Source organism: Psychrobacillus psychrotolerans (genome assembly GCF_900115805.1).
Taxonomy (GTDB): Bacteria; Bacillota; Bacilli; order Bacillales_A; family Planococcaceae; genus Psychrobacillus; species Psychrobacillus psychrotolerans.
In genome coordinates, this window is sequence record NZ_FOXU01000001.1 from 958433 (window position 1) to 979195 (window position 20763).

Annotated in this window: 19 protein-coding genes and 1 other annotated feature; of the genes, 3 read left to right on the forward strand and 16 right to left on the reverse strand. The window is 35.6% G+C overall.

Translation table 11 applies throughout. The features are described from left to right. Positions 1-114: 114 nt before the first annotated feature. The 8 genes from mecA to BM260_RS05045 all read right to left on the reverse strand — a co-directional run bounded on the left by mecA (position 115) and on the right by BM260_RS05045 (position 9324). Positions 115-783 (reverse strand): adaptor protein MecA, encoded by a 669-nt coding sequence (mecA, locus tag BM260_RS05010; RefSeq protein WP_093535589.1) that lies wholly within the window; start codon positions 781-783, stop codon positions 115-117. A gap of 224 nt (positions 784-1007) precedes the next feature. Further along, a complete protein-coding gene (spxA, locus tag BM260_RS05015) occupies positions 1008-1403 on the reverse strand; it encodes a transcriptional regulator SpxA (RefSeq protein ID WP_175453953.1) in 396 nt (131 codons plus the stop codon). A 392-nt stretch (positions 1404-1795) separates the two neighbouring features. After that, positions 1796-3004: a putative glycoside hydrolase gene (locus tag BM260_RS05020; RefSeq protein ID WP_093535591.1), complete on the reverse strand. Its 1209-nt coding sequence runs from the start codon at positions 3002-3004 to the stop codon at positions 1796-1798. A 434-nt stretch (positions 3005-3438) separates the two neighbouring features. Further along, a complete protein-coding gene (locus BM260_RS05025) occupies positions 3439-4383 on the reverse strand; it encodes an ABC transporter ATP-binding protein (protein ID WP_093535593.1) in 945 nt (314 codons plus the stop codon). Then, positions 4383-5447 carry an ABC transporter ATP-binding protein gene (locus tag BM260_RS05030; protein WP_093535595.1) on the reverse strand — a complete coding sequence of 355 codons (1065 nt, stop codon included), beginning with the start codon at positions 5445-5447 and terminating at the stop codon, positions 4383-4385. The genes BM260_RS05025 and BM260_RS05030 overlap by 1 nt, the downstream gene beginning before the upstream one ends. A 15-nt stretch (positions 5448-5462) precedes the next feature. Then, complete coding sequence (opp3C, locus tag BM260_RS05035) at positions 5463-6482, reverse strand: oligopeptide ABC transporter permease (RefSeq protein WP_093535597.1); 1020 nt, start codon at positions 6480-6482, stop codon at positions 5463-5465. After that, positions 6482-7414 (reverse strand): oligopeptide ABC transporter permease, encoded by a 933-nt coding sequence (opp3b, locus tag BM260_RS05040; protein ID WP_093535599.1) that lies wholly within the window; start codon positions 7412-7414, stop codon positions 6482-6484. Before opp3b ends, opp3C begins: the two co-directional genes overlap by 1 nt. Before the next feature lie 197 nt (positions 7415-7611). Further along, on the reverse strand, positions 7612-9324 hold the full coding sequence (locus BM260_RS05045; RefSeq protein WP_093535601.1) for a peptide ABC transporter substrate-binding protein: 1713 nt from the start codon (positions 9322-9324) through the stop codon (positions 7612-7614). 237 nt (positions 9325-9561) lie between these two features. On the opposite strand from BM260_RS05045, the gene BM260_RS05050 reads away from it, so the two are divergent. Together BM260_RS05050 and trpS are read left to right on the forward strand one after the other, a co-directional pair. Further along, a complete protein-coding gene (locus tag BM260_RS05050) occupies positions 9562-9906 on the forward strand; it encodes a DUF3899 domain-containing protein (protein WP_093535603.1) in 345 nt (114 codons plus the stop codon). A gap of 53 nt (positions 9907-9959) precedes the next feature. Next, positions 9960-10175 (forward strand) — a binding site (T-box leader). Positions 10176-10228: 53 nt separating this feature from the next. Then, positions 10229-11221 carry a tryptophan--tRNA ligase gene (gene trpS, locus BM260_RS05055; protein WP_093535605.1) on the forward strand — a complete coding sequence of 331 codons (993 nt, stop codon included), beginning with the start codon at positions 10229-10231 and terminating at the stop codon, positions 11219-11221. 242 nt (positions 11222-11463) lie between these two features. Here trpS and BM260_RS05060 read toward each other — a convergent pair whose 3' ends face one another. The 7 genes from BM260_RS05060 to BM260_RS05090 all read right to left on the reverse strand — a co-directional run bounded on the left by BM260_RS05060 (position 11464) and on the right by BM260_RS05090 (position 19828). Next, positions 11464-13305, reverse strand: coding sequence for an oligopeptide ABC transporter substrate-binding protein (locus tag BM260_RS05060; RefSeq protein WP_093535607.1), 1842 nt, complete (start codon positions 13303-13305; stop codon positions 11464-11466). 63 nt (positions 13306-13368) lie between these two features. Then, a complete protein-coding gene (locus BM260_RS05065; protein WP_093535609.1) occupies positions 13369-14277 on the reverse strand; it encodes an ABC transporter permease in 909 nt (302 codons plus the stop codon). 28 nt (positions 14278-14305) lie between these two features. Continuing rightward, on the reverse strand, positions 14306-15268 hold the full coding sequence (gene opp4B, locus BM260_RS05070; protein WP_093535611.1) for an oligopeptide ABC transporter permease: 963 nt from the start codon (positions 15266-15268) through the stop codon (positions 14306-14308). Position 15269: 1 nt separating this feature from the next. Beyond that, complete coding sequence (locus BM260_RS05075; RefSeq protein ID WP_093535613.1) at positions 15270-16217, reverse strand: ATP-binding cassette domain-containing protein; 948 nt, start codon at positions 16215-16217, stop codon at positions 15270-15272. Further along, complete coding sequence (locus BM260_RS05080) at positions 16214-17227, reverse strand: ABC transporter ATP-binding protein (protein WP_245762632.1); 1014 nt, start codon at positions 17225-17227, stop codon at positions 16214-16216. The genes BM260_RS05075 and BM260_RS05080 overlap by 4 nt, the downstream gene beginning before the upstream one ends. A 401-nt stretch (positions 17228-17628) precedes the next feature. After that, positions 17629-18864, reverse strand: coding sequence for a beta-ketoacyl-ACP synthase II (gene fabF, locus BM260_RS05085; RefSeq protein WP_093535617.1), 1236 nt, complete (start codon positions 18862-18864; stop codon positions 17629-17631). A gap of 28 nt (positions 18865-18892) precedes the next feature. Further along, entirely contained in the window at positions 18893-19828 is a 936-nt protein-coding gene (locus BM260_RS05090) for a beta-ketoacyl-ACP synthase III (RefSeq protein WP_093535619.1), read from the reverse strand. Positions 19829-19991: 163 nt separating this feature from the next. On the opposite strand from BM260_RS05090, the gene BM260_RS05095 reads away from it, so the two are divergent. Next, positions 19992-20180 carry a YjzD family protein gene (locus tag BM260_RS05095; protein ID WP_093535621.1) on the forward strand — a complete coding sequence of 63 codons (189 nt, stop codon included), beginning with the start codon at positions 19992-19994 and terminating at the stop codon, positions 20178-20180. A 481-nt stretch (positions 20181-20661) separates the two neighbouring features. Here BM260_RS05095 and BM260_RS05100 read toward each other — a convergent pair. Continuing rightward, a partial coding sequence (locus BM260_RS05100; RefSeq protein WP_139219897.1) for an IS3 family transposase occupies positions 20662-20763 on the reverse strand: 102 nt, incomplete at its 5' end.

Sequence of the window (20763 nt, forward strand, 5' to 3'; positions counted from 1 at the left end):
CCAATATACAAATTTTCAGAAAATAATGCAACTACTCTAAACAAAAGTATTAGGGCATATCCAGAAAGATTCTATAAAGAAGCAATCAAAAAAACCTTCTATAAATAGAAGGTTTTAAAAATGTTTATTTAACTCGTCTAGAACTCCACTGGAAATTATTTCTTTCCCATACTCTTGAATTATATGAATGGTTGTCTTTGAATTATTTGCAAACTCTGAAACAACACTTAATGTATTAAGTACCAATTCAAATTCGGTTTCATCAAAATCAAAAACGATATGCAAATAATACTTCTCTTCATAAAAATACAAAGAAGTCTGTAAATCTGCCTCATCTAATTTTTTTGCTAGACCAATTACATCCTCAAAGCTTTCAAAAACAAATGTATAATCCGTTGGAATTTCATCTAATTCATCCATATAACTTGAAAAATCATCAAACTCATGTGGACCGATAGAACTTGATACCCCATTTTTAAATATTTTACTAGATATATCATCAGCATCTGAATTATTCCCTAAACGCTCATCTTGTTTTGTTAATTCCGTTCTTGTAACAATCACTTCCAAACCTTTTTCCATCGCATGAACTTGAATCCATAAAGGACCATCTAATTCTTCAAAATGATCATCATCATGAACCTCATCCATCATTTCCCAAAAAAGCTGCTCGCTCTTATCCTTATTGAACCAGATTTCATCTCGGCTGAAGCCTCTTTCTTCAATGTCGATGTATGAAATGTATACTTTGAAAGTGTTATCATTGATACGCTCGATATCCATTTAACACATCTCCTTTCGCTTCTTACCGTCTCAAATGTGTAGTGTCTATTACTATTGTATGTCGTTTATAAAAAAAAGAAAAGGATTCCTGCTTAACTTTTAAAATTATTAATCAAACTACATGGATTGTAGAAAAATTTAGCCTTGAATGCAAGTGGAAGAAAAAAAGAAAAGCCAATTATTTTTCAAAAAGTACTTTGAAAAACAATTAGCTTAATATTACACTAGTTAACTAGACGTTGTGCTTCAAGTAATTGATAAGCACGTACTTTTCTAGGTAAGAATCTACGAATTTCATCTTCATTGTAACCAACTTGTAGACGCTTTTCATCTAAAATAATTGGTCGACGTAGCAAGCCAGGATGTTCTTGAATTAGTTCGTAAAGACGTTGTAACGGGAGACTTTCTAAATCAACATTCAGCTTTTGAAATATTTTAGATCGTGTTGATATAATTTCATCTGTTCCGTCTTCTGTCATACGAAGGATTTCTTTTATTTCACTTATACTAAGTGGTTCTGAAAAAATATTACGTTCTTTATATGCAATCTCATGCTCTTCTAACCACGCTTTTGCTTTTCTACAAGAAGTACAACTTGGTGAAGTGAATAAAGTTACCATCATTTTAAAAAACACGTCCCTTCAAATGTCTGTGTTATATAAAGTAGATTATAATTAATTTAATGTAGTTATATACTTTCTTTAGTATACACCACTTTTAATTTTTTTAAAATACGTTTTAATGAAAAATTTAACTAGGAAAAATTACTGTCACAATTTCGTGTTACTTATTAGGTAATCCTTATATAGAATGAATCATTTTTAGTTATATACTAATTATTACCCACCATTTCAAGAACTTAAACATCTCCAACATAAAATACTATTTTCTCAATTAGTGATACTTAATGAAAATAACTGTTATACTTAATAGTACGTTTTAAATGCAAAAAGGTTTCAAAAAAGAAAAAAGTAGAATGATAATATCATTCTACTTTCTTGTTATTCTATGCCTAAGGAGTATAATCTACGCCTTTAGTATACTTATTGCCTGCATTCCATAATAAATATTCTTTAATCCCAGCTTCGCTTAATGCCTTAATCTGGGCCTCTACTTCCTCTTTACCATATTGTTGATAATTCCCCGCCCCTAAATACGAAGCAGTAAAATCTTGTAGCCATGGACGTGAGACAGGCGGGTTTTCCAGCTCTGCCAGTTTAGCATTTTCAACCTTCGCATATTCTTGTACTAATCTATATGGCTCTAAATCTGGTTTTGCAATTCCAAAGTAAGAGGTCCAATGACTTGGGTAAATCATGGAAGAAATTACGTCCACATTTTCAGATATTTTACTAAAATTTTGACCGATTCCCGGTGCCTCTGGTAATGTAGCTGAATATCCAAAAATATCAACCGATAGTTGAGCACCATATGGTTTAAGCTTTTCTTTTGCATAAGCTACAAAATCTGTAACTGCCGAAACCCTACGTTGAACAAAATCTAGGTCTGACTTTTCATATTCACCCATTGAGTATTTTAACGTGTTTTCTCTCTTCTCAAAACCTTCTGGAAAACGAACATAGTCAAATTGAATTTCCTTAAAGCCCATTTTAGCTGCCTCAATTGCTATTTCCACATTATAATCCCATACCTCTTTCATAAAAGGATTAACAAATGCTTCCCCACGTCCATTTTTCCAGACTGATGTACCATCTACAAATGACCATTCAGGCTTTCTCTCCGCAAGCTCTGTATCTTTAAAGATAACGATACGCGCTATCGGGTAAATCTTCTTTTCTTCCATGGTTTTCAACATTTTTTGCGGATCTTTTATGTATGGTTTCCCAATATCGTATTTTGCTAATGCTGAATCTTCTTTTGGGATGTATGTAAGGTTTCCAAAATCATCTTTAATATCAACAACCATTGCGTTTAAATCGGTTGTGTCCATTAAATTCACTAGATCATTAAAACGTTCTCCACCTGCAGAATGCCCTGTTACATATACACCTCTTACCGCATCTGGATATTCAAATGTTAAACCCGAATCATAGGTGAATAATTTAGATGAAGATACAAGAGTTTCGTCTATTGCTTGAAAGCTAAATTCTTTAGTAGAAAATTCTTTTGAAAATAAATTTGTTTCCGCACTAACCGCACCAGGTATAAATACAGTCATTGCTATCGATGCCGAAGCTATTACTCTTAGATACTTTTTCATATTTTAAAAATTCCTCTCCTATAAGTCACTCTATTCTAACAAGTCCAAACTATGAAAGAAAGTGCCATTAGACCAAAAATAAATAGAGTGCGAGAATTTCATATTTACCTTACATGTATACCCATTAAAATACGATTAAATCAATTTATGATATAAAAGGCACTTTGGACAGAATATCGGCTTTATTAATTAGTCAGCTAATACTTGAAGAGATGAACCACATCGTTTGTCCACTAAAATACTTTCCGCTGACGTTTTCTCGGCCCTATAGAAGGCACCACATTACACTCCAGTCAATCTAGTAAGTAATACTTCAATGAAAGGTTTATCGCTTAGGTGTGAGTATTTTCATATCATTTATTTGGAATCCAGTCAGTACCTTATATACTTTCTTTCAAAAAAAGCGACCATTCATATGAATGGTCGCTGATTTATTATACTTGTGAACCTGAAATAGCTTGTAAAGTGGCAAGCTCTTTTGTTGAACAATATACAAAATGTCCAGGCGTTACTTCGCGCATTGCTATCTCTTCCCCATCTTGATAATTATGAGAAGCAGGATCGTATGATTTACGCACACGAGTACGCTCATAATTTGGATCTGGAAGTGGTATAGCTGACAATAGTGACTGTGTATATGGATGCATTGGATTTTTATATAAATCCTCTGCAGAAGCTAGTTCTACTAACTTACCAAAATACATAACACCGATTCGATCGGAAATATACTTAACCATTGATAAATCATGGGCGATAAACAAATAAGTTAAGCCTTTTTCTTCTTGTAATTCTTTTAGTAAGTTAACTACTTGTGCTTGAATAGAAACAACGTCTAATGCCGAGATTGGCTCATCGGCAATGATGAATTCTGGATTAACAGCTAGCGCTCTCGCAATACCTAGACGTTGTCTTTGTCCACCAGAAAACTCATGTGCATAACGGTCAGCGTGCTCACGGTTCAACCCTACAGTTTCTAATAATTCCACAACACGTTCTTTACGTTCTTTTGGATTTTTAACAAGTCCATGAATGTCTAAACCTTCCGCAATAATATCCAGTACTTTCATACGCGGATTTAGCGAAGCATAAGGATCTTGGAAGATCATTTGCATTTTACGGTTAAATGATTTTAAATCTTTTTTCGACTTTTTATCATGAACGTTAATACCATCATAAATTACTTGTCCATCTGTTGCTTCGTAAAGGCGTATAATTGTTCGACCTGTTGTGGATTTACCACAGCCAGATTCCCCTACTAATCCAAGTGTTTCCCCTTTATATATATCGAAACTGATATCGTCTACCGCACGAACTTCATTAGGCTTACCTTGATTGAAATACTGCTTAAGATTTTTAATTTCTAGTAATTTTTCAGCCATTAGTAAGTCCCTCCTTCCGTTCCTTCATAATAGCGGCTACCTGGGAACTTTTTCATACGTTCCACAATTGCTAGTGGAGGCTCAACTTGTGGAGCATCCGGATGTAACAACCATGTAGCAGCTGAGTGCGTATCACTTACTTTAAAAAATGGTGGTGCTTCTTCTAAGTCTATTTTCAAAGCATAATCACTACGTAGTGCAAATGCATCACCTTTAGGTGGATACAATAAATCAGGAGGTGTTCCTGGAATTGCATATAATTTTTCATCAGCACTATCTAATGAAGGCATTGAACTTAGTAAGCCCCATGTATAAGGGTGTTGAGGGTTATAGAATATTTCATCTACGGTCCCAATCTCAACTATTTTACCACCATACATAACAGCTACTCTATCCGCAACATTTGCCACGACCCCAAGATCATGTGTAATGAAGATGATAGATGTATCTATTTTCTTTTGAAGGTCTTTCATTAACTCTAAAATTTGTGCTTGAATCGTTACATCTAATGCAGTAGTTGGCTCATCCGCAATAAGAATCTGTGGATTACATGCTAGCGCAATAGCAATAACAATACGTTGACGTTGACCACCAGAGAATTGGTGAGGATATTGCTTAATACGCGCTTCAGGTTTCGGCATACCAACTAAACGCAATAAGTCTATTGCTACTTTACGTGCTTCAGCTTTCCCAATCTTTTGGTGTTTCAAAATTGGTTCCATAATCTGGTTGCCGATAGTCATTGTAGGATTCAAAGAAGTCATTGGATCTTGGAAAATCATTGAAATATCTTTTCCACGAATCTTTTGCATCTCTTTATCTGATAACTTAGTTAAATCTTTTCCGTTAAATAAGATTTGACCATTTTTAAATTCTGAACTAGATTCAGGTAACAAACGCATAATTGCTTTTGTTGTAACTGATTTACCAGAGCCAGACTCTCCTACTATTGCCAGTGTTTCCCCTTTTTTTAAGTCGAAGTTAACGCCACGAATGGCCTTTACTTCACCAGCAAATGTATGGAAGGAAAGCTCTAGGTTTTTAACTTCTAATATCTTTTCCATATTCGCTTTCCTCCTTTAGTCTTTCATCTTCGGATCAAGTGCGTCACGTAGTCCATCACCTAGTAAGTTGAATGCAATCATTAGTAAACTAATAATAATCGATGGGTACAATAGAATATGTGGTTGGAACTTAATTAATTTATATCCATCGTTTATTAGTGTCCCAAGTGATGCATCAGGTGGTTGTAAACCTAGTCCAATGAAGCTTAAAAAGGCTTCAAAGAAAATGGCAGTTGGAATAGTGAACATTGTATTAATGATAATAATACCTAATATATTAGGTAAAATATGTTTAGTAATAATTCTACTATCTGTAGCACCCAATGTGCGTGAAGCTAATACAAATTCTTGATTTTTGAATTTTAATACTTGACCACGCACTATACGGGACATACCAATCCATCCGGTTATAGTAATAGCAATAATAATAGCCGTTATTCCTGGGTCCATAAAGCTAAGCATGAGAATAACAATTACAAGTGTTGGAATTCCGTATAGAATTTCTACAATACGTTGCATAATATCATCAACACGACCACCATAGTATCCAGAAATACCGCCGTATGCAACTCCGATTACCATATCGATTAATGCTGCCACAAAAGCGATAAATAAGGAGATTTGAGTACCTTCCCAAACACGAGAGAACATATCACGGCCAAGACCGTCTGTACCAAACCAATAATAAGTATCAACCTTTTTCATCTCATATAAGTCTACTTCTTTACCTGCAAGAGTTCCTACACCATTCATTATTCCAAGCTTTTCAATACCCGGAACTTTTGGTGGTAAATTAGCGTGTGTGATAGTTTGTGTTTCCGAGTCATGTGGACTAATCATAGGTCCGACAAAAGCCATGATGATTATGAATGCCAAAATGAACATACTAACTATAGCCGCTTTGTTCTTGCGTATACGAAGCCAAGCGTCCTGCCAGAAACTCAAACTTGGTTTTGATATACGCTCCGCATGACTAGAATCAATTTCAATTCTTTCAAAAGAAGATGCAGGTGGTTTTTGTAAGTCGTGTTTCATTAATCTTTACCTCCTGACAAACGAATACGTGGATCGATAATGCCATAAAGCACATCTACTAAGAATATTACGACAATTAAGAATGCAGAGAAGAATAATGTAGTTCCCATAATTATAGAGAAGTCATTAGACATAATGGATTTAACAAATTGCTCTCCGATACCCGGAATTGCAAAGATTTGTTCAATAACTAGAGATCCAGTTAATAATCCAGCTGCAAGTGGTCCTAAAACTGTAACTAGCGGGATCAATGCATTTCGGAAAGCATGCTTAAATGCAATTTCAAAACCGTTGGCCCCTTTAGATTTTGCTAGAGTAATATAATCCGAACTTAAAACCTCAATCATTTCCGTTCGTATAAATCGAGAAGCTGTTGCAAGTGGTCCCATTGCTAAAGCAATAGATGGGAGTACGCTGGACATCCAGCCATCCTTCCACAATGCCACCGGGAATAGTTCCCATTGAACTGCCAACCAATATTGAAGGAAAGTTGCAAAAACGAAAGATGGAATAGATATACCGATGATAGCCACGAATGTACTACCGTAATCCCAAATAGTATTTTGCCTTAATGCTGCAATCATGCCCAATAGTATACCGAGCGTCACACCAAGAACTAAACCTTGAGTACCCAGTATCAGAGATGGTCCTAGTCGATCTATTATTAAATCTGTAACGCTGGCATTCTTAAATTGGAATGAATTTCCTAAATCACCTTGCGCTAGATTCAGCATATACTTAGCATACTGTACTGGAATCGGTTGATCTAATCCATATTTCGCTTCAACTACCGCAAGTTGTGTAGGGGATAGTTTTGAAGCAGAGCTAATCGGGGATCCTGGAAGCGCCTTCATTAAAAAAAATGTTGCCGTCGCAATCAGGAAAAACGTAATAAACATATAAAAAATACGACGAGTAATGTATTTTGTCATCTTTGCACCTCCAACAAACAATATTTTTTTGACATTAACATGCTACTAATATATTAAACATTTAATGTGGATAGTTGTCAAAACTAAAATATAATATTAAATATTTTGTGAATTCTGATTCATTTAAAAAGAGAGTACATGATCCATTAGGAACCATATACTCTCTAGCTATGAGATTTTAAAAATTATTAATAAGCTTATTTACCTTCAATATATGCCCATTTGTAACTATAATCTCCACCGAATGGGTGAGCAATTATACCTTTTACATATGGTTTTTGAAGGAACATTAATCCACGTTGGTAGATTGGTCCAACTGCAAATTCTTCATCAACGATCAGTTTTTCAGCTTTAGCCATTGCTTCCCAACGAGCTTCAATATCTAGAGCCAATGAACCATTGATATCTTGTAATAATTGATCGTATTCAGGATTTGAGAATGACATTTGGTTGTTACCGCCATCAGTTTCCCATAGGCTTAAGAATGTGAATGGATCTTGATAATCTGGTCCCCATCCTGCAACTTGAATATCATAGTCTTGGTTTGTATCAAGATCTAAACGAACATTAAATGGAACTTCTTTAAGAGTAATAGACAATCCTGGTAAATTACCTTCTAATTGAGATTTGAAGTATTCATCCATTTTTTTAGAAAGTTCAGTGTCTCCACCTAGAATTTCTATCGAAAGTTCAGTAACTCCTAGTTCTGATAAACCTTTTTCCCATGCCGCTTTTGCTTCATCTACATTGAATACAGCCATGTCTCCGTTAACGTCACGGAAGTCCTTTCCATCTTCATCAAACACGAAATCTGAAGGAATGAATGAATAAGCAGCTGTCGAACCATTTGCTAATACAACAGAAGCTAAATCTTCTTTGTTGAATGCTTTACTAATTGCTTCACGAATATTTACGTTAGCAAGTGGAGTTTTTTCTCCATTACGTTCTTGGTTATATTTGAAGTAGAATACTGAAGTTTCTAATTCATTTACTAACTCTGGATCAGCAGCATATTGCATTGCATATTCTCCAGATAGTCCAGCACGGTCTTTTTCACCATTTGTATATAAGTTAACTGCTGTTGCAGTTTCTTTTATAACATCATAATTAATTTCAGTAAGCTTTACAGTATCTTTATCCCAGTACTCTTCATTTTTAAGTAGTTGCCAAGATAAACCTGTTCCGTCCCATTTAGCAAGTGTAAACGGTCCGTTGTATAAAAGTGATTCAGAGTTTTTCGCGTAGTTTTCACCTTGCGTAGTAACGAATGCTTCACTTTGTGGTAAGAATGTTCCAAATGACATTAGTGATAAGAAGTAAGGAATTGGTTTTTCAAGAGAAACTTCTAAAGTTTTTTCATCAAGTGCTTTAACACCTAACTCAGTGTATTCCATTTCGCCATTAGAAATTGCAGTAGCGTTTTTGATGACACCAGCCATCATATATGGACCATATTCAGATGCAGTATCTGGGTTCATAGCACGCTTCCATGAATATTCAAAGTCATTAGCAGTTACTGGAGTACCATCAGACCAGTTAGAATCACGTAATGTGAAAGTATAAACTAATCCATCTTCAGAAACTTTGGGTTCCCCATCAGAGATTGCAGGAACAGCAATGTTTTCTTGATTCAAACGGTATAAACCTTCGTTTACGTTGTTAAGTAGATCAAAACCAACTGCGTCAGTTACTAGAGCTGAATCCATTGTTGGAATTTCAGCAGTCATGATCAAGTTAAGAACTTGTTCCTCGTCTGCTGCTACTTCTGTTTCTTCAGTTGTTGCGTCTTTATCGTCTGTGTCTGTAGTTGTATCATCTTTAGTTTCCTTATCATCGCCACCACATGCAGCTAGGAATAAAGCAACAACTAACAGTAGGCTTAAAAGCCATACAAGCTTGCTATTCTTCAAATAAATAACCTCCTTAAATATTCAGAAAAATTCATTACATTTATTATTATACATTTTCTTTCAAGCTTGTACAGGTTTTTTTTTTATATTTTTACAATAGTGTAACAATATCATTACATTGTCCTAACAATTGTGAATCTTTGGAAAAGAAATTGCTTTTTTTTGGCAATTTAAATAATCAATTTTTTGCATATTTTCTGTGTCTATTTTATAATTTAAAAATGATAGAGGTGAAATATGAAAAAAAGATTGATTTACTTTCTTAGTTGTCAGGTAATAATTGTTATATTAATGCTTGCAGTTAATAAAACAATCCAACTCGTACCTTATATAAATATGTCCTTTTTTGTAGGCGGTACAATTACATTTATAGGGTTAATGACTTATGTCGTTTCAGGAGGTTTTTTTGATTTTTTTACTGAAAGTACACGTAAAGTATTTACTCCTAAACATATGAAAAATGATGTGAGCCAGATGCGATTACCATCAGAAGTATTTTCTTTTCCACATAAACCGATTATCGCATTAGGACTATCGAGTTTGTTTTGTATGTGTATCGCTTTGTTCATCTATTATAGCTAATTAAGATCCCTTGATTTTTGTGTTTCTTCTATATATAATAATCAAAACTAAATAATTTAGCTTTGAAGAAGAAAAGTACATTTACTGACGTATGCTAAGAGAGTCTGTGGTCGCTGTGAACAGATCATACGGTAGATGGAATGGGCTTCTGAGCAGTATATGTGAAAGTAAAGTAGCATATACCGTCCCGTTCACGTTACGAAACAAGAGTGGCTAATTATTTTAGCAAGCTGGGTGGTACCACGGATTTAACATCATTCGTCCCTTTTATAGGGATGCGTGATGTTTTTTTTATTTTTCAATACAAAAGGAGATAGTAAAAATGAAGAAGATCTTTTCAGGCGTACAACCAACAGGAATTATCACACTGGGGAATTACATTGGTGCCTTCCGACAATTCACTGCATTACAACATGATTATGATTGTGTGTTTTGTATTGTAGATCAGCATGCTATTACAATTGCGCAGGACCCGAAAGAACTAAGTGATCATATTCGCTCATTGGCAGCATTATATATTGCTGTCGGTATTGATCCGGAGAAGTCCACATTATTTATACAGTCTGAAGTTCCTGCTCACACACAAGCTGGCTGGATTATGCAATGTATTTCGTATATCGGTGAATTGGAAAGAATGACTCAATTCAAAGATAAATCTACTGGTAAAGATGCAGTTTCAGCAGCATTGTTAACTTATCCACCATTGATGGCAGCAGATATACTTTTATATCAAACGGATATTGTACCTGTTGGTGATGATCAAACTCAACATGTCGAGTTAACGAGAGACTTAGCTGAAAGATTCAACAAACGATATGGTGAAGTATTGACAGTTCCGCAAATTCAATTACCCAAAAATGGAGCTCGTATTAAATCCTTACAAGACCCACTGAAGAAAATGAGTAAATCAGATTCCAATCTAAAAGCTACGATAAGACTTTTGGATAGTCCAAAGGAAATTGAAAAGAAAATTAAAAGCTCTGTTACAGATTCTGAAGGTATCGTTGCTTTCGATCCTGAAAACAAACCCGGAGTTTCTAATCTCTTAACAATTGAATCCGCTTTAACAGACGTATCCATCCCAACACTTGTACAAAAATATGAAGGCAAGGGATATGGAGATTTCAAAGCTTCCGTGGCCGAAGTCATTATTGCGCATTTAACCCCTATTCAACAAAGATATGAGCAGTTGCTCAATTCTACTGAGCTGGATGAAATTCTAGACTTAGGAGCAGACAAAGCCCAGGCTCTTGCAAATGAAACTTTAGTTAAGATGGAAGCTGCAATGGGTCTCGGAAGAAGACGACTAAAGTAATTGCTAGTATAGACACACATAAAAGTATAAAATCCGTCGACACCATCATATACATGAGGACGGATCTCCAAGAGTAGCCTAGCGATAAAAAGTTCAAATAAAGTACTAAATGTGAGCAGCTAATAACTGCTATTCCATAACTGACTAAAAATATTAATAATCTTATTAGTATCACATCCTTATAAGACCATATGAAAAACCGCTCCTAAACTTTCGTTTAAGAGCGGTTTTTTTAAAAATATTTATTTAACTGGAGTATCAGCCACTAGTTCGATATCGATATAATCGAAATCAGTGTCATAACCGAAGTCCCAGTTTTTAACACGATCATTGATTGGAAGTAATTCATAACGGAATTGCATAGGAATTACAGCAGAAACATCTTGCATATATTCTTGCCATTCACGGAACTTCTTAGCACGGAATTCTCCATCAATTGCTTCAGGAGAATCGATTGCAGTTAACAATCCTTCAAGGTCTTCAGATGTGTAACGGCTGAAGTTATATACCGCTGTTTTAGAGTATAATCCTGCTGGAGATGGGTTTGTACCTGTACCCCATGCACCCATAAATACATCGATTTCTGGATCATCCGCTTGTACTTTATCATAGAATGTGTTGAATTCAATTAGACGACCTGTAGCTAATTGTACGTCTAAACCAACCTCACCCCAGTTTTGTAAATAGTAAGAGATTACTTGTTCTTGTGTTTCATCACCAGCCATAGCTGCTAATTTAATAGAAAGTTTTTCTCCTTTTGGATCTTCACGTAGACCATCGCCATCTGTATCTTTATATCCAGCATCGTCTAGTAGTTTTTTAGCTTTTTCTGGATCATAGTTATATCCTTCAATAGATGCATCATGGAATGATTTAAATACTGGTGGAATTAGAGAGTTAGCACGTTCACGTAAGTCGAAGTAAAATACTTCATTAACTTGCTCGATGTCTAAAGCGTAACCCATTGCTTGACGTAATACTTTGTCACCCATTTTTGCTTCTTCTTCATTTGTAATTGCAAGACTTGCATCATAGTCATATTTCCCAAGTTTGAATCCTACATAAGAGTAGTACAATTCTTGACGACCAAGAAGCGAAATATTTTCAAGATCTTTTACATTTTCATAAGCGCTTGTTGGGAAAGAAAGAGCTAAATCGTACTCACCAGTTTCTAATGCTTTCGCAGCTGATGCAGTTGGAACTGTTTTGATCACTACGCCGTCCAGTTTCGCTTGACCTTTCCAGTAGTTGTCATTGCGTACAAATTGTACAGTCTCACCAGGAACGATTTTGTCGAATTTGAATGCCCCTAGAGTAACTGGGTTTTTACGTACAGCATCACTTTCAAGTAATTCAGCAACAGGAATATCTTTTACGATGTGACTTGGTTCAGCATAAAACCATAGTCCATCTCCACCTGAGTAGATTGCTGGAGAAACTTTGTTGAATGAAATTTCTAAAGTAGTTTCATCCACTTTTTTCAAACCAGAAATTGTATCTGCTTTTCCATCATGATATTCTACAGCACCAACGATATTTTGGAAGTCTGAATCATAACGAACTCCTGCATAATCAGGATGGCCAATAATTAAGTAAGGTTGGATTAAATCCTCAATTTTAAGTGGCTCACCGTCTGACCATTTAACTCCTTCTTGAATCTTAATAGTTGCTTTATTGCTAGCTTCGTCAACATCTAATGTAGCAATGCCACCATCAGAAATTAGGAAATCTCCATCAGTGTCAAATAGTACATTACTTGAGTAAGCCATAATTTCAGAATCATAAGCATCTTCATATAGAGTATAAGAGAAGATACCTTGGAATGGAGAATCATTTACTAATGCAACTTGTAAAGTTCCTCCTTTAATAGCTTCGCCTTCGTTATCAAGTACTACAGAGAATAAATCGTCTGAGGCAGGCTCTTCAGCATTTTCCTCTGCACCATCCTCTTCCTTTTCTCCACCGTCTTCTGTCTTATCCGGCTCATCAGCAGGTTTTGAAGTGTCTTCATCTGAATTACACGCGGCAAGAACTAGCATCATTGTCAAAAGTAATGCAAGTAAAGCTAAAAGTTTCTTATTCATTCTTTTTCCTCCTTTTTATTCTCTTTTTATATATCAAACGCTCTAGCGTCTAATAACTATTTTTTAACCAAGTCGTTGACGTGCATCAGCAGATCTTCGAATTGCCTGACCAACATAATTGATCGCTAACATAAGTAATAAGATTAGTAATGCTGCTGGCAACCAGTTCCACCAGGCATTTTCCATGATGAATGGATCTGTTGCATAGCTTACAAGTGTTCCTAAACTTGGTGTAGACGGCGGTAAACCAAAACCTAAAAACGATAGTCCAGTTTCCAATCCGACATTTCCGGCAAAATTTAGTGTCATCTCCACGATTAATAGAGAGCTTAAATTCGGCATCATTTCTTTGAAAATAATAACGAAATTACCTGTGCCTAATGTTTTCGATGCATTTATATAGTCTCTTCTACTTTCAGAAAGAGCTTTACTTCGAATAACCCGCGCAGTACCTACCCATAAGAATACACTCATTATTAAAATGAATATGAGAATATTATATTTTGGTACGATAGTTACAAATACAATGATAATCATTAGAGAAGGTATAGTAATGAAGAAATCAATAATACGCATAAAGATATTATCAATCCATCCTCCAAAATAGCCTGTCACTAAACCAATGACTACACCGATAAACCCTGTTAATAATGTAACTGATATTGCAATTGTCAATGAGTTACGCGCACCTACTACTAATTGGCCAAGGATATCCCGCCCGCCTTTATCGGCTCCTAACCAGAATTTTTCACCTGGTTCTGCTAGCTTGTCACGCAAGCTTATTCGCATAAGCTGAGTTTGGTCAATTTGCCATGCCCATATATATATGCTTCCAATAACTACAATTAACGATATTAATGAGAACATTGCTAATTTATCTTTCATGAACTCCCGCGCAATAACTTGGAAACCAGTCGGGGGAGAGCTTACTTTCATCTCTTTTGATGCTTCAATAGCTTCCGTATTTTTCATTATTTGGACTCTCCTTATCCATTATTTTTTAGTCAATCCTAATTCGAGGGTCAACGATGCTCATGATGATATCGGATAATAGACTTCCTAATAATGTTAAGAATCCAAAAAGCATAACAAGTGCTGTAATTACACTATAATCACGCCCATTAATTGCGTGAATGAACAATTGTCCCATACCATGATATCCAAAAATAGTTTCAATAAAGATAGATCCAGTTAGAAGTCCTGTAATTGTAAACCCTAAAAAGGCTGCAATCGGTAACAACGAGTTACGTAATATATGACGAGAGTATACTTTATTGATCGGAATACCTTTACTTTTCGCAGTCCGTACATAATCTAACGACTTAGAATCAATAATTTCGGAACGTAGGTACTGAATAATCCCAGTAGTCGCAAGTAAGGCATACGTAATCGCTGGTAATAAAATATGATAGAACTTACTCCATATGAAGCCAGCTGTTCCAGACTCGTATTTAATATCTACGGTCCCACTAGTAGGGAACCAACCTAATTCATATCCGAAGAAGAACAGATTGATCAATCCTAATACAAATGTTGGTATGGCAAATACTATAAAGCTATACAATACAATCGTTTTATCTAGGAGAGAGTCATGGAATCTACCAGCTATAACTCCTAGTGGAATGGCAATTAAATATAATAAAAATACACTTAACAAAGATAACCATAATGTATTCAACGCACGCTCTCCGATTAAATCAGCAACAGGGACGTTAAAGGTGTAGCTACGTCCAAAGTCTCCTTGAAAAGCATTCCCAATCCAGTTCACATATTGAACATACCATGGGTCATAGAAACCAGCTTTAATACGAAGTTCTTCTACTCTAGCAGGATCTGTTTCTGGAGTGATTAATCCTGTAAAAGGGTCCCCAGGCATAAACTTCGCCATAATAAATATTAAAAGACTAAGTACAAATAATTGTGGAATCATTACGAGAATGCGCCTAATTATTGTTTTCCACATATTACATGCCCCCTTTGTTCTGAGCACTCATTGCCACTTGATGTGTATTGGAGATTGTTTGTAAATCAAAAACTCTTCCATTCTCATCATAATAATTATGGTGATTCGTTAAATAATCTACTTCTACAGCTCTTCGAATATTCTTTCGCTCTTCGCGATTTGTCGGATTTACTTCCGGTATTGCAGACAGTAATCTTTTCGTGTATATATGTTGAGGATTTGTATAAATATCATTTCGATTACCAGACTCTACAAAACGTCCTTTATACATAATCGAGATATTATCACACATATGTTTAACTACTCCCAGATCGTGGGATATAAATAAGAAACTCAATCCAAACTCCTCTTGAATATCTTTTAAAAAGTTTAAAACCTGTGCCTGAACGGATAAATCGAGTGCCGATACTGGTTCATCAGCAATAATTAGTTTGGGATTACTTGCAATTGCTCTTGCAATACCTATACGTTGTTTTTGTCCACCTGAAAATTCATGGGGATATTTGATTCTTGCTTCTTCACTCATCCCAACAATCGCCAGTAATTCATTTATTCTTTTTCTTTCTTCACCAGGAGAAAGTTTCAAGAAATTACGAATAGGTTCTGCGATGATATCCTCTACTCTTTTTCGCGGATTCAAACTAGAGTGTGCATCCTGGAAAATCATTTGGATATCACGGTTATAGGCGGAATTTCTACTTCTTACTTTGTTTGTAACATCCACGCCTTCATAAATAATGTTTCCAGATGTAATTTTCTCTAGACCGATAATAGATTTGCCAGTTGTAGATTTTCCACAACCTGATTCTCCTACTAGTCCATATGCTTTCCCTTTTTCAAATTCAAGATTTATTCCATCTACAGCGTGCACATTATCTACAACTGTATTGAAAAATCCTCCACGAATAGGGTAATGCACCTTTAGGTCATTAATTTGCATGAAACTCATAGGGGATTACCTCCTTTTTCACTTTCAAAGTGAAAATGCTGCCAGCATGTACATCTAACGAGATGACCTGGAGATACTTCATGCAATGTCGGATTTTCTTCATGTGCTTCAGCAGGAATCCAAGGGATACGATCTGCAAATCTACATCCTACTCTTGGTAATTTTACTAACGATGGTACCATTCCTTGTATTACTTGTAGCTTTTCATTCTCACTATTCATCTGTGGAATAGAATTTAGTAGTGAACGTGTATATGGATGTCTAGGATTTGCAAACAACTCATCTACAGGTGCTTCTTCAATAATTTGCCCAGCATACATAACTACAACACGGTCAGCCGTTTCAGCTACTACACCTAAATCATGTGTGATTAATACAATACCTGCTCCTGTTTCATTTTGAAGTTCTTTCAACAGATCCAGAATCTGAGCTTGAATTGTAACATCTAATGCAGTTGTCGGTTCATCAGCAATAATAATATTTGGTTTACAAGAAATAGCAATTGCAATAATTACACGTTGTCTCATCCCGCCTGAAAGTTGGTGGGGAAACTGTTTAGCAATTCGATCTGGATTCGGGATTCCTACTTGTTTTAGTAATTCTAATACACGCGTATTGCGCTCTTGTTTTGACATTTTAGTATGATACACAAGACCTTCTTCAATCTGCTCACCAATTCTCATTAATGGGTTTAAAGCTGATAACGGATCTTGGAAAATCATTCCTATTTCTTCTCCACGGACATCATTTAACTTATCCTCTTTCAACAGAGCTAGGTTTTCCCCATTATATAGAATTTCTCCTTGAACTCGTGTCTTGTTATGGTCATATAGTCCAATAATAGAAGTGGCTAATGTAGATTTCCCGCAACCTGACTCGCCCACTACTGCAAGTATTTCATTTCTTCTTAAGGTTAGGGATACACCATCAACCGCATCGTAATATGTATCTTTTATGCGAAAACCTGTATGTAAGTCGTTTATGGTTAAAAGCTGATCTAAGTTGTTCAACATATTGCTCCTTTCAGTAATCGCTCTACTAAACTATTATTTTAGAAGTCTACTTGCTTACTCAATATTTAAATTTTCTGTTTATTATTACCTTCTGGTTAAATTCTATTACAGTTCTATTACAATCGCAATATTATTTTTTCATTATTTGATTAATTGGATACTTTGAGAAAATTTAAATAATCTAAAAAGCTAGTTATAACATAGGATTGAAGCATATATAAATAATTAAAATATTTTATTGGAATATTAATATATTCGTCATATTTCAACATTTTCTCTTACAAAAAAGTTGTTTTGTGTATTAAAACACTGACGAATCAACACTTTAAAGCGATGAATTATAGAATTCAAAAAAAGCATTTCCAAATAAACCTTGGAAATGCTTTGAGAGAATAATTTTATATTTTTTTGAATAAAATACTTGCATTATGTCCACCGAAACCTAATGAATTACTCATAGCATATTCGATGTCTTCTTTTCTTGCACCATTTGGCACATAGTCTAAATCACATTCTGGATCTGGAGTGTCTAAATTCATTGTCGGTGGTAATATTCCCTCTTTTAATGCTAATACAGTGAAGATTGCTTCAACGCCACCTGCAGCACCTAAAAGATGGCCTGTCATAGACTTAGTAGAACTCATAGCAAGTTTATATGCATGTTCTCCAAACACAGTTTTCACTGCCATTGTTTCAAAATGGTCGTTGTATGGTGTACTCGTTCCATGCGCATTAATATAATCTACTTGTTCTGGTGAAATTGTAGCATCGTCAAGTGCTTGTTTCATCGCACGAGCTGCACCTTCGCCTCCTGGTGCTGGTGCTGTAATATGATGTGCATCTCCAGTTGAGCCATATCCGATAATTTCCGCATAAATTTTAGCTCCACGTGCAACGGCATGTTCATATTCCTCTAAAATAATAATCCCAGCGCCTTCTCCAATTACAAATCCATCGCGATTTGCATCGAATGGACGAGATGCTTTCTCAGGATCTGTATTTAACGTAAGGGCAGTATTTGATACAAATCCTGCTACAGACATATGAGTAATAGGTGATTCTGCTCCGCCTGTAATCATCACGTCAGCATCCCCACGTTCAATCACCTTAAATGCATCTCCAATTGAGTTTGTGCCAGATGCACACGCTGTTACCGAACAAGAATTAATAGCCTTCGCTCCAAAATGAATGGATACTTGCCCTGCTGCCATATCTGGAATCATCATTGGTACAAAAAATGGACTTACTCGGCGTGCTCCTTTTTCTAAAAAGACACGGAATTGTGCTTCATAAGTCTCCATTCCCCCTATACCAGAACCAATCCATACTCCTGTACGAAGACCAATTTCTTCTGTTATTGTCAGGTTGGCATCTTCGACAGCCATAATAGAAGCAGCTAATGCGTAATGGGTAAAGCGATCCATTTTTCGTGCTTCTTTTCTTTCAATATATTTTTCTATATCAAAGTCTTTTACTTCAGCAGCAACCTTAGCAGCAAACTGTGATGCATCTAATCTTGTCAGCATACCTACACCAGATTTTCCTTCTTTAATACCCGACCAAGTTGTTTCTATATTATTACCTAGTGGTGTAACAGCTCCTAAACCCGTAACTACTACTCTGCGTTTCATCATGTAAGATTCATCCTTCCAAATTGTTCGCTTATTTTCCCCATTTTAATGCAATTGCACCCCAAGTTAATCCTCCACCAAAGCCAACCATCACAATAATATCATCATCTTTTACTTTGCCATTTATCACTTCATCATGTAACGACAATGGTATAGAAGCCGAAGATGTATTACCGTATTTATGGATTGTTTTAGACATCTTTTCAATTGGTAATCCTAGTCTTTCTCTGGACGATTCCATTATACGGATATTGGCTTGATGTGGAATGAGCATATCCACTTCTTCTTTGTTTAGACCAGCTTTTTCTATTACATTGATCGCAGATTCGCCCATTTGTCTTACTGCAAATTTAAAAACTTCTCGTCCATTCATGTGAAGATGAGGACCTTCTTGTGATAAATGCTTCCCACCACTACCATCAGCACCGAGTTCAAAAGATAAAATTCCTCGTCCTTCTGACACTTTACTAATTACCGCAGCACCAGCACCATCTCCGAATAATACTGCTGTATTTCTATCTTCCCAATTAGTAATTTTAGAGAGTTTTTCTACTCCCACAACAAGCACGTGGGAATATGTATCAGACTCCACAAATTGCTTCGCTGTAACAAGTCCATACATAAAACCTGCACAAGCAGCCGACAAGTCCATTGCAGCAGCATTTGTTGCGCCAATTTGTTCTTGTATCATTGTTGAAACACTTGGAAAAGGACGGTCTGGTGTTACCGTCGCTACAAGTATCAATCCAATTTGATCAGCTGTTATTCCTGCGTCTTTTATAGCTTCTTTTGCAGCTTTTACAGCCATATGAGATGTATTTTCTTCTTCTCCAGCAATTCTACGTTCTTCTATACCCGTCATTGTTCTTATCCATTCATCAGATGTATCCATTCTTTTCTCAAGGTCTTCATTTGTCAAAACATGCTCAGGTGAATATGTTCCTAAACCAATTATTCCCGCATTCATGAAAGTTCCTCTTTTCTTATAATCTATTATTAGTACCTGGTATTAATAATACCGAATATATGTACATTTTTCAACAACAGAGTTCCTTTTGCAAATATTCTTTTGTAATATGCTATGCTATGTTATGATATATATATAAAATTAGCGCCTGAGGTGAAATTACATGCAATATATAATGACAGTATTTTGGTCAGTAGTTTTAGTTACAATGTTAAATTATGTAGTAAGTTCCGTGCAAAACGTTGAATTTGTGTTCATCAATGGTATTATCATGTCCATTCCAGTTGCAATTATGGTTCTAATTATCGCAGCTATCATTCCTGAGGAACCAACAGCTAAAGCACATCACTAAAAAAGCCTTCCCACACGGGAGGCTTTTTTTTTAGTGATAGAAAAGAAAATATATAATAATGCAACTTGAACACTGGTGTTACGGGACTTTTAAGAATGAATAATGCTACTGATTTCGGTTTGTGGATTCTTCAGCTCAAGCTCTCCCGCTAAGAGTCGACACCTTCCACTTCAAGCAATATAAAGTGTAGTTCTTCACTCTGAGATAGGGCAAAGTATATCCCTAAGATAATAAGAGTAATCAAAGTTAATAAAGTGATAAAACCGTCTGCCTAGTTAGGAATACTATTTTATCATGTAGAGGCGATTGGGTTTTCTTTTATTTGAGTCTATTTCATCATTACTTATTTTAAGATAGAACTAGTATATTTAAGTGGTTTTAAATCCAATTATACTTTTATATAAAGTGTGTCTAGTTGATTGGAGCGCAGAGCGGCGACTCCAGTGGGACAGTGATATGAACCCCAAAAGTTGTACTCTTATTATGCAGCTTTTTCATAGTTTAAGCGATACTCAATGGGGCTCATCCCATTGAGTTTTTGTTTGATGCGTAGTGTATTGTAATATTCAATATAGGTTTCTAT

Excerpts from the sequence above, each read along its gene's own strand:
- BM260_RS05060 (WP_093535607.1), bottom strand. The coding sequence starts at position 13,305 with ATGAATAAGAAACTTTTAGCTTTACTTGCATTACTTTTGACAATGATG.
- opp4B (WP_093535611.1), bottom strand. The coding sequence starts at position 15,268 with ATGTGGAAAACAATAATTAGGCGCATTCTCGTAATGATTCCACAATTA.
- BM260_RS05095 (WP_093535621.1), top strand. The coding sequence starts at position 19,992 with ATGCAATATATAATGACAGTATTTTGGTCAGTAGTTTTAGTTACAATG.
- spxA (WP_175453953.1), bottom strand. The coding sequence starts at position 1,403 with ATGGTAACTTTATTCACTTCACCAAGTTGTACTTCTTGTAGAAAAGCA.
- BM260_RS05020 (WP_093535591.1), bottom strand. The coding sequence starts at position 3,004 with ATGAAAAAGTATCTAAGAGTAATAGCTTCGGCATCGATAGCAATGACT.
- opp3C (WP_093535597.1), bottom strand. The coding sequence starts at position 6,482 with ATGAAACACGACTTACAAAAACCACCTGCATCTTCTTTTGAAAGAATT.
- trpS (WP_093535605.1), top strand. The coding sequence starts at position 10,229 with ATGAAGAAGATCTTTTCAGGCGTACAACCAACAGGAATTATCACACTG.
- BM260_RS05050 (WP_093535603.1), top strand. The coding sequence starts at position 9,562 with ATGAAAAAAAGATTGATTTACTTTCTTAGTTGTCAGGTAATAATTGTT.
- BM260_RS05025 (WP_093535593.1), bottom strand. The coding sequence starts at position 4,383 with ATGGCTGAAAAATTACTAGAAATTAAAAATCTTAAGCAGTATTTCAAT.
- BM260_RS05090 (WP_093535619.1), bottom strand. The coding sequence starts at position 19,828 with ATGAATGCGGGAATAATTGGTTTAGGAACATATTCACCTGAGCATGTT.
- mecA (WP_093535589.1), bottom strand. The coding sequence starts at position 783 with ATGGATATCGAGCGTATCAATGATAACACTTTCAAAGTATACATTTCA.
- fabF (WP_093535617.1), bottom strand. The coding sequence starts at position 18,864 with ATGATGAAACGCAGAGTAGTAGTTACGGGTTTAGGAGCTGTTACACCA.
- opp3b (WP_093535599.1), bottom strand. The coding sequence starts at position 7,414 with ATGACAAAATACATTACTCGTCGTATTTTTTATATGTTTATTACGTTT.
- BM260_RS05030 (WP_093535595.1), bottom strand. The coding sequence starts at position 5,447 with ATGGAAAAGATATTAGAAGTTAAAAACCTAGAGCTTTCCTTCCATACA.
- BM260_RS05075 (WP_093535613.1), bottom strand. The coding sequence starts at position 16,217 with ATGAGTTTCATGCAAATTAATGACCTAAAGGTGCATTACCCTATTCGT.
- BM260_RS05065 (WP_093535609.1), bottom strand. The coding sequence starts at position 14,277 with ATGAAAAATACGGAAGCTATTGAAGCATCAAAAGAGATGAAAGTAAGC.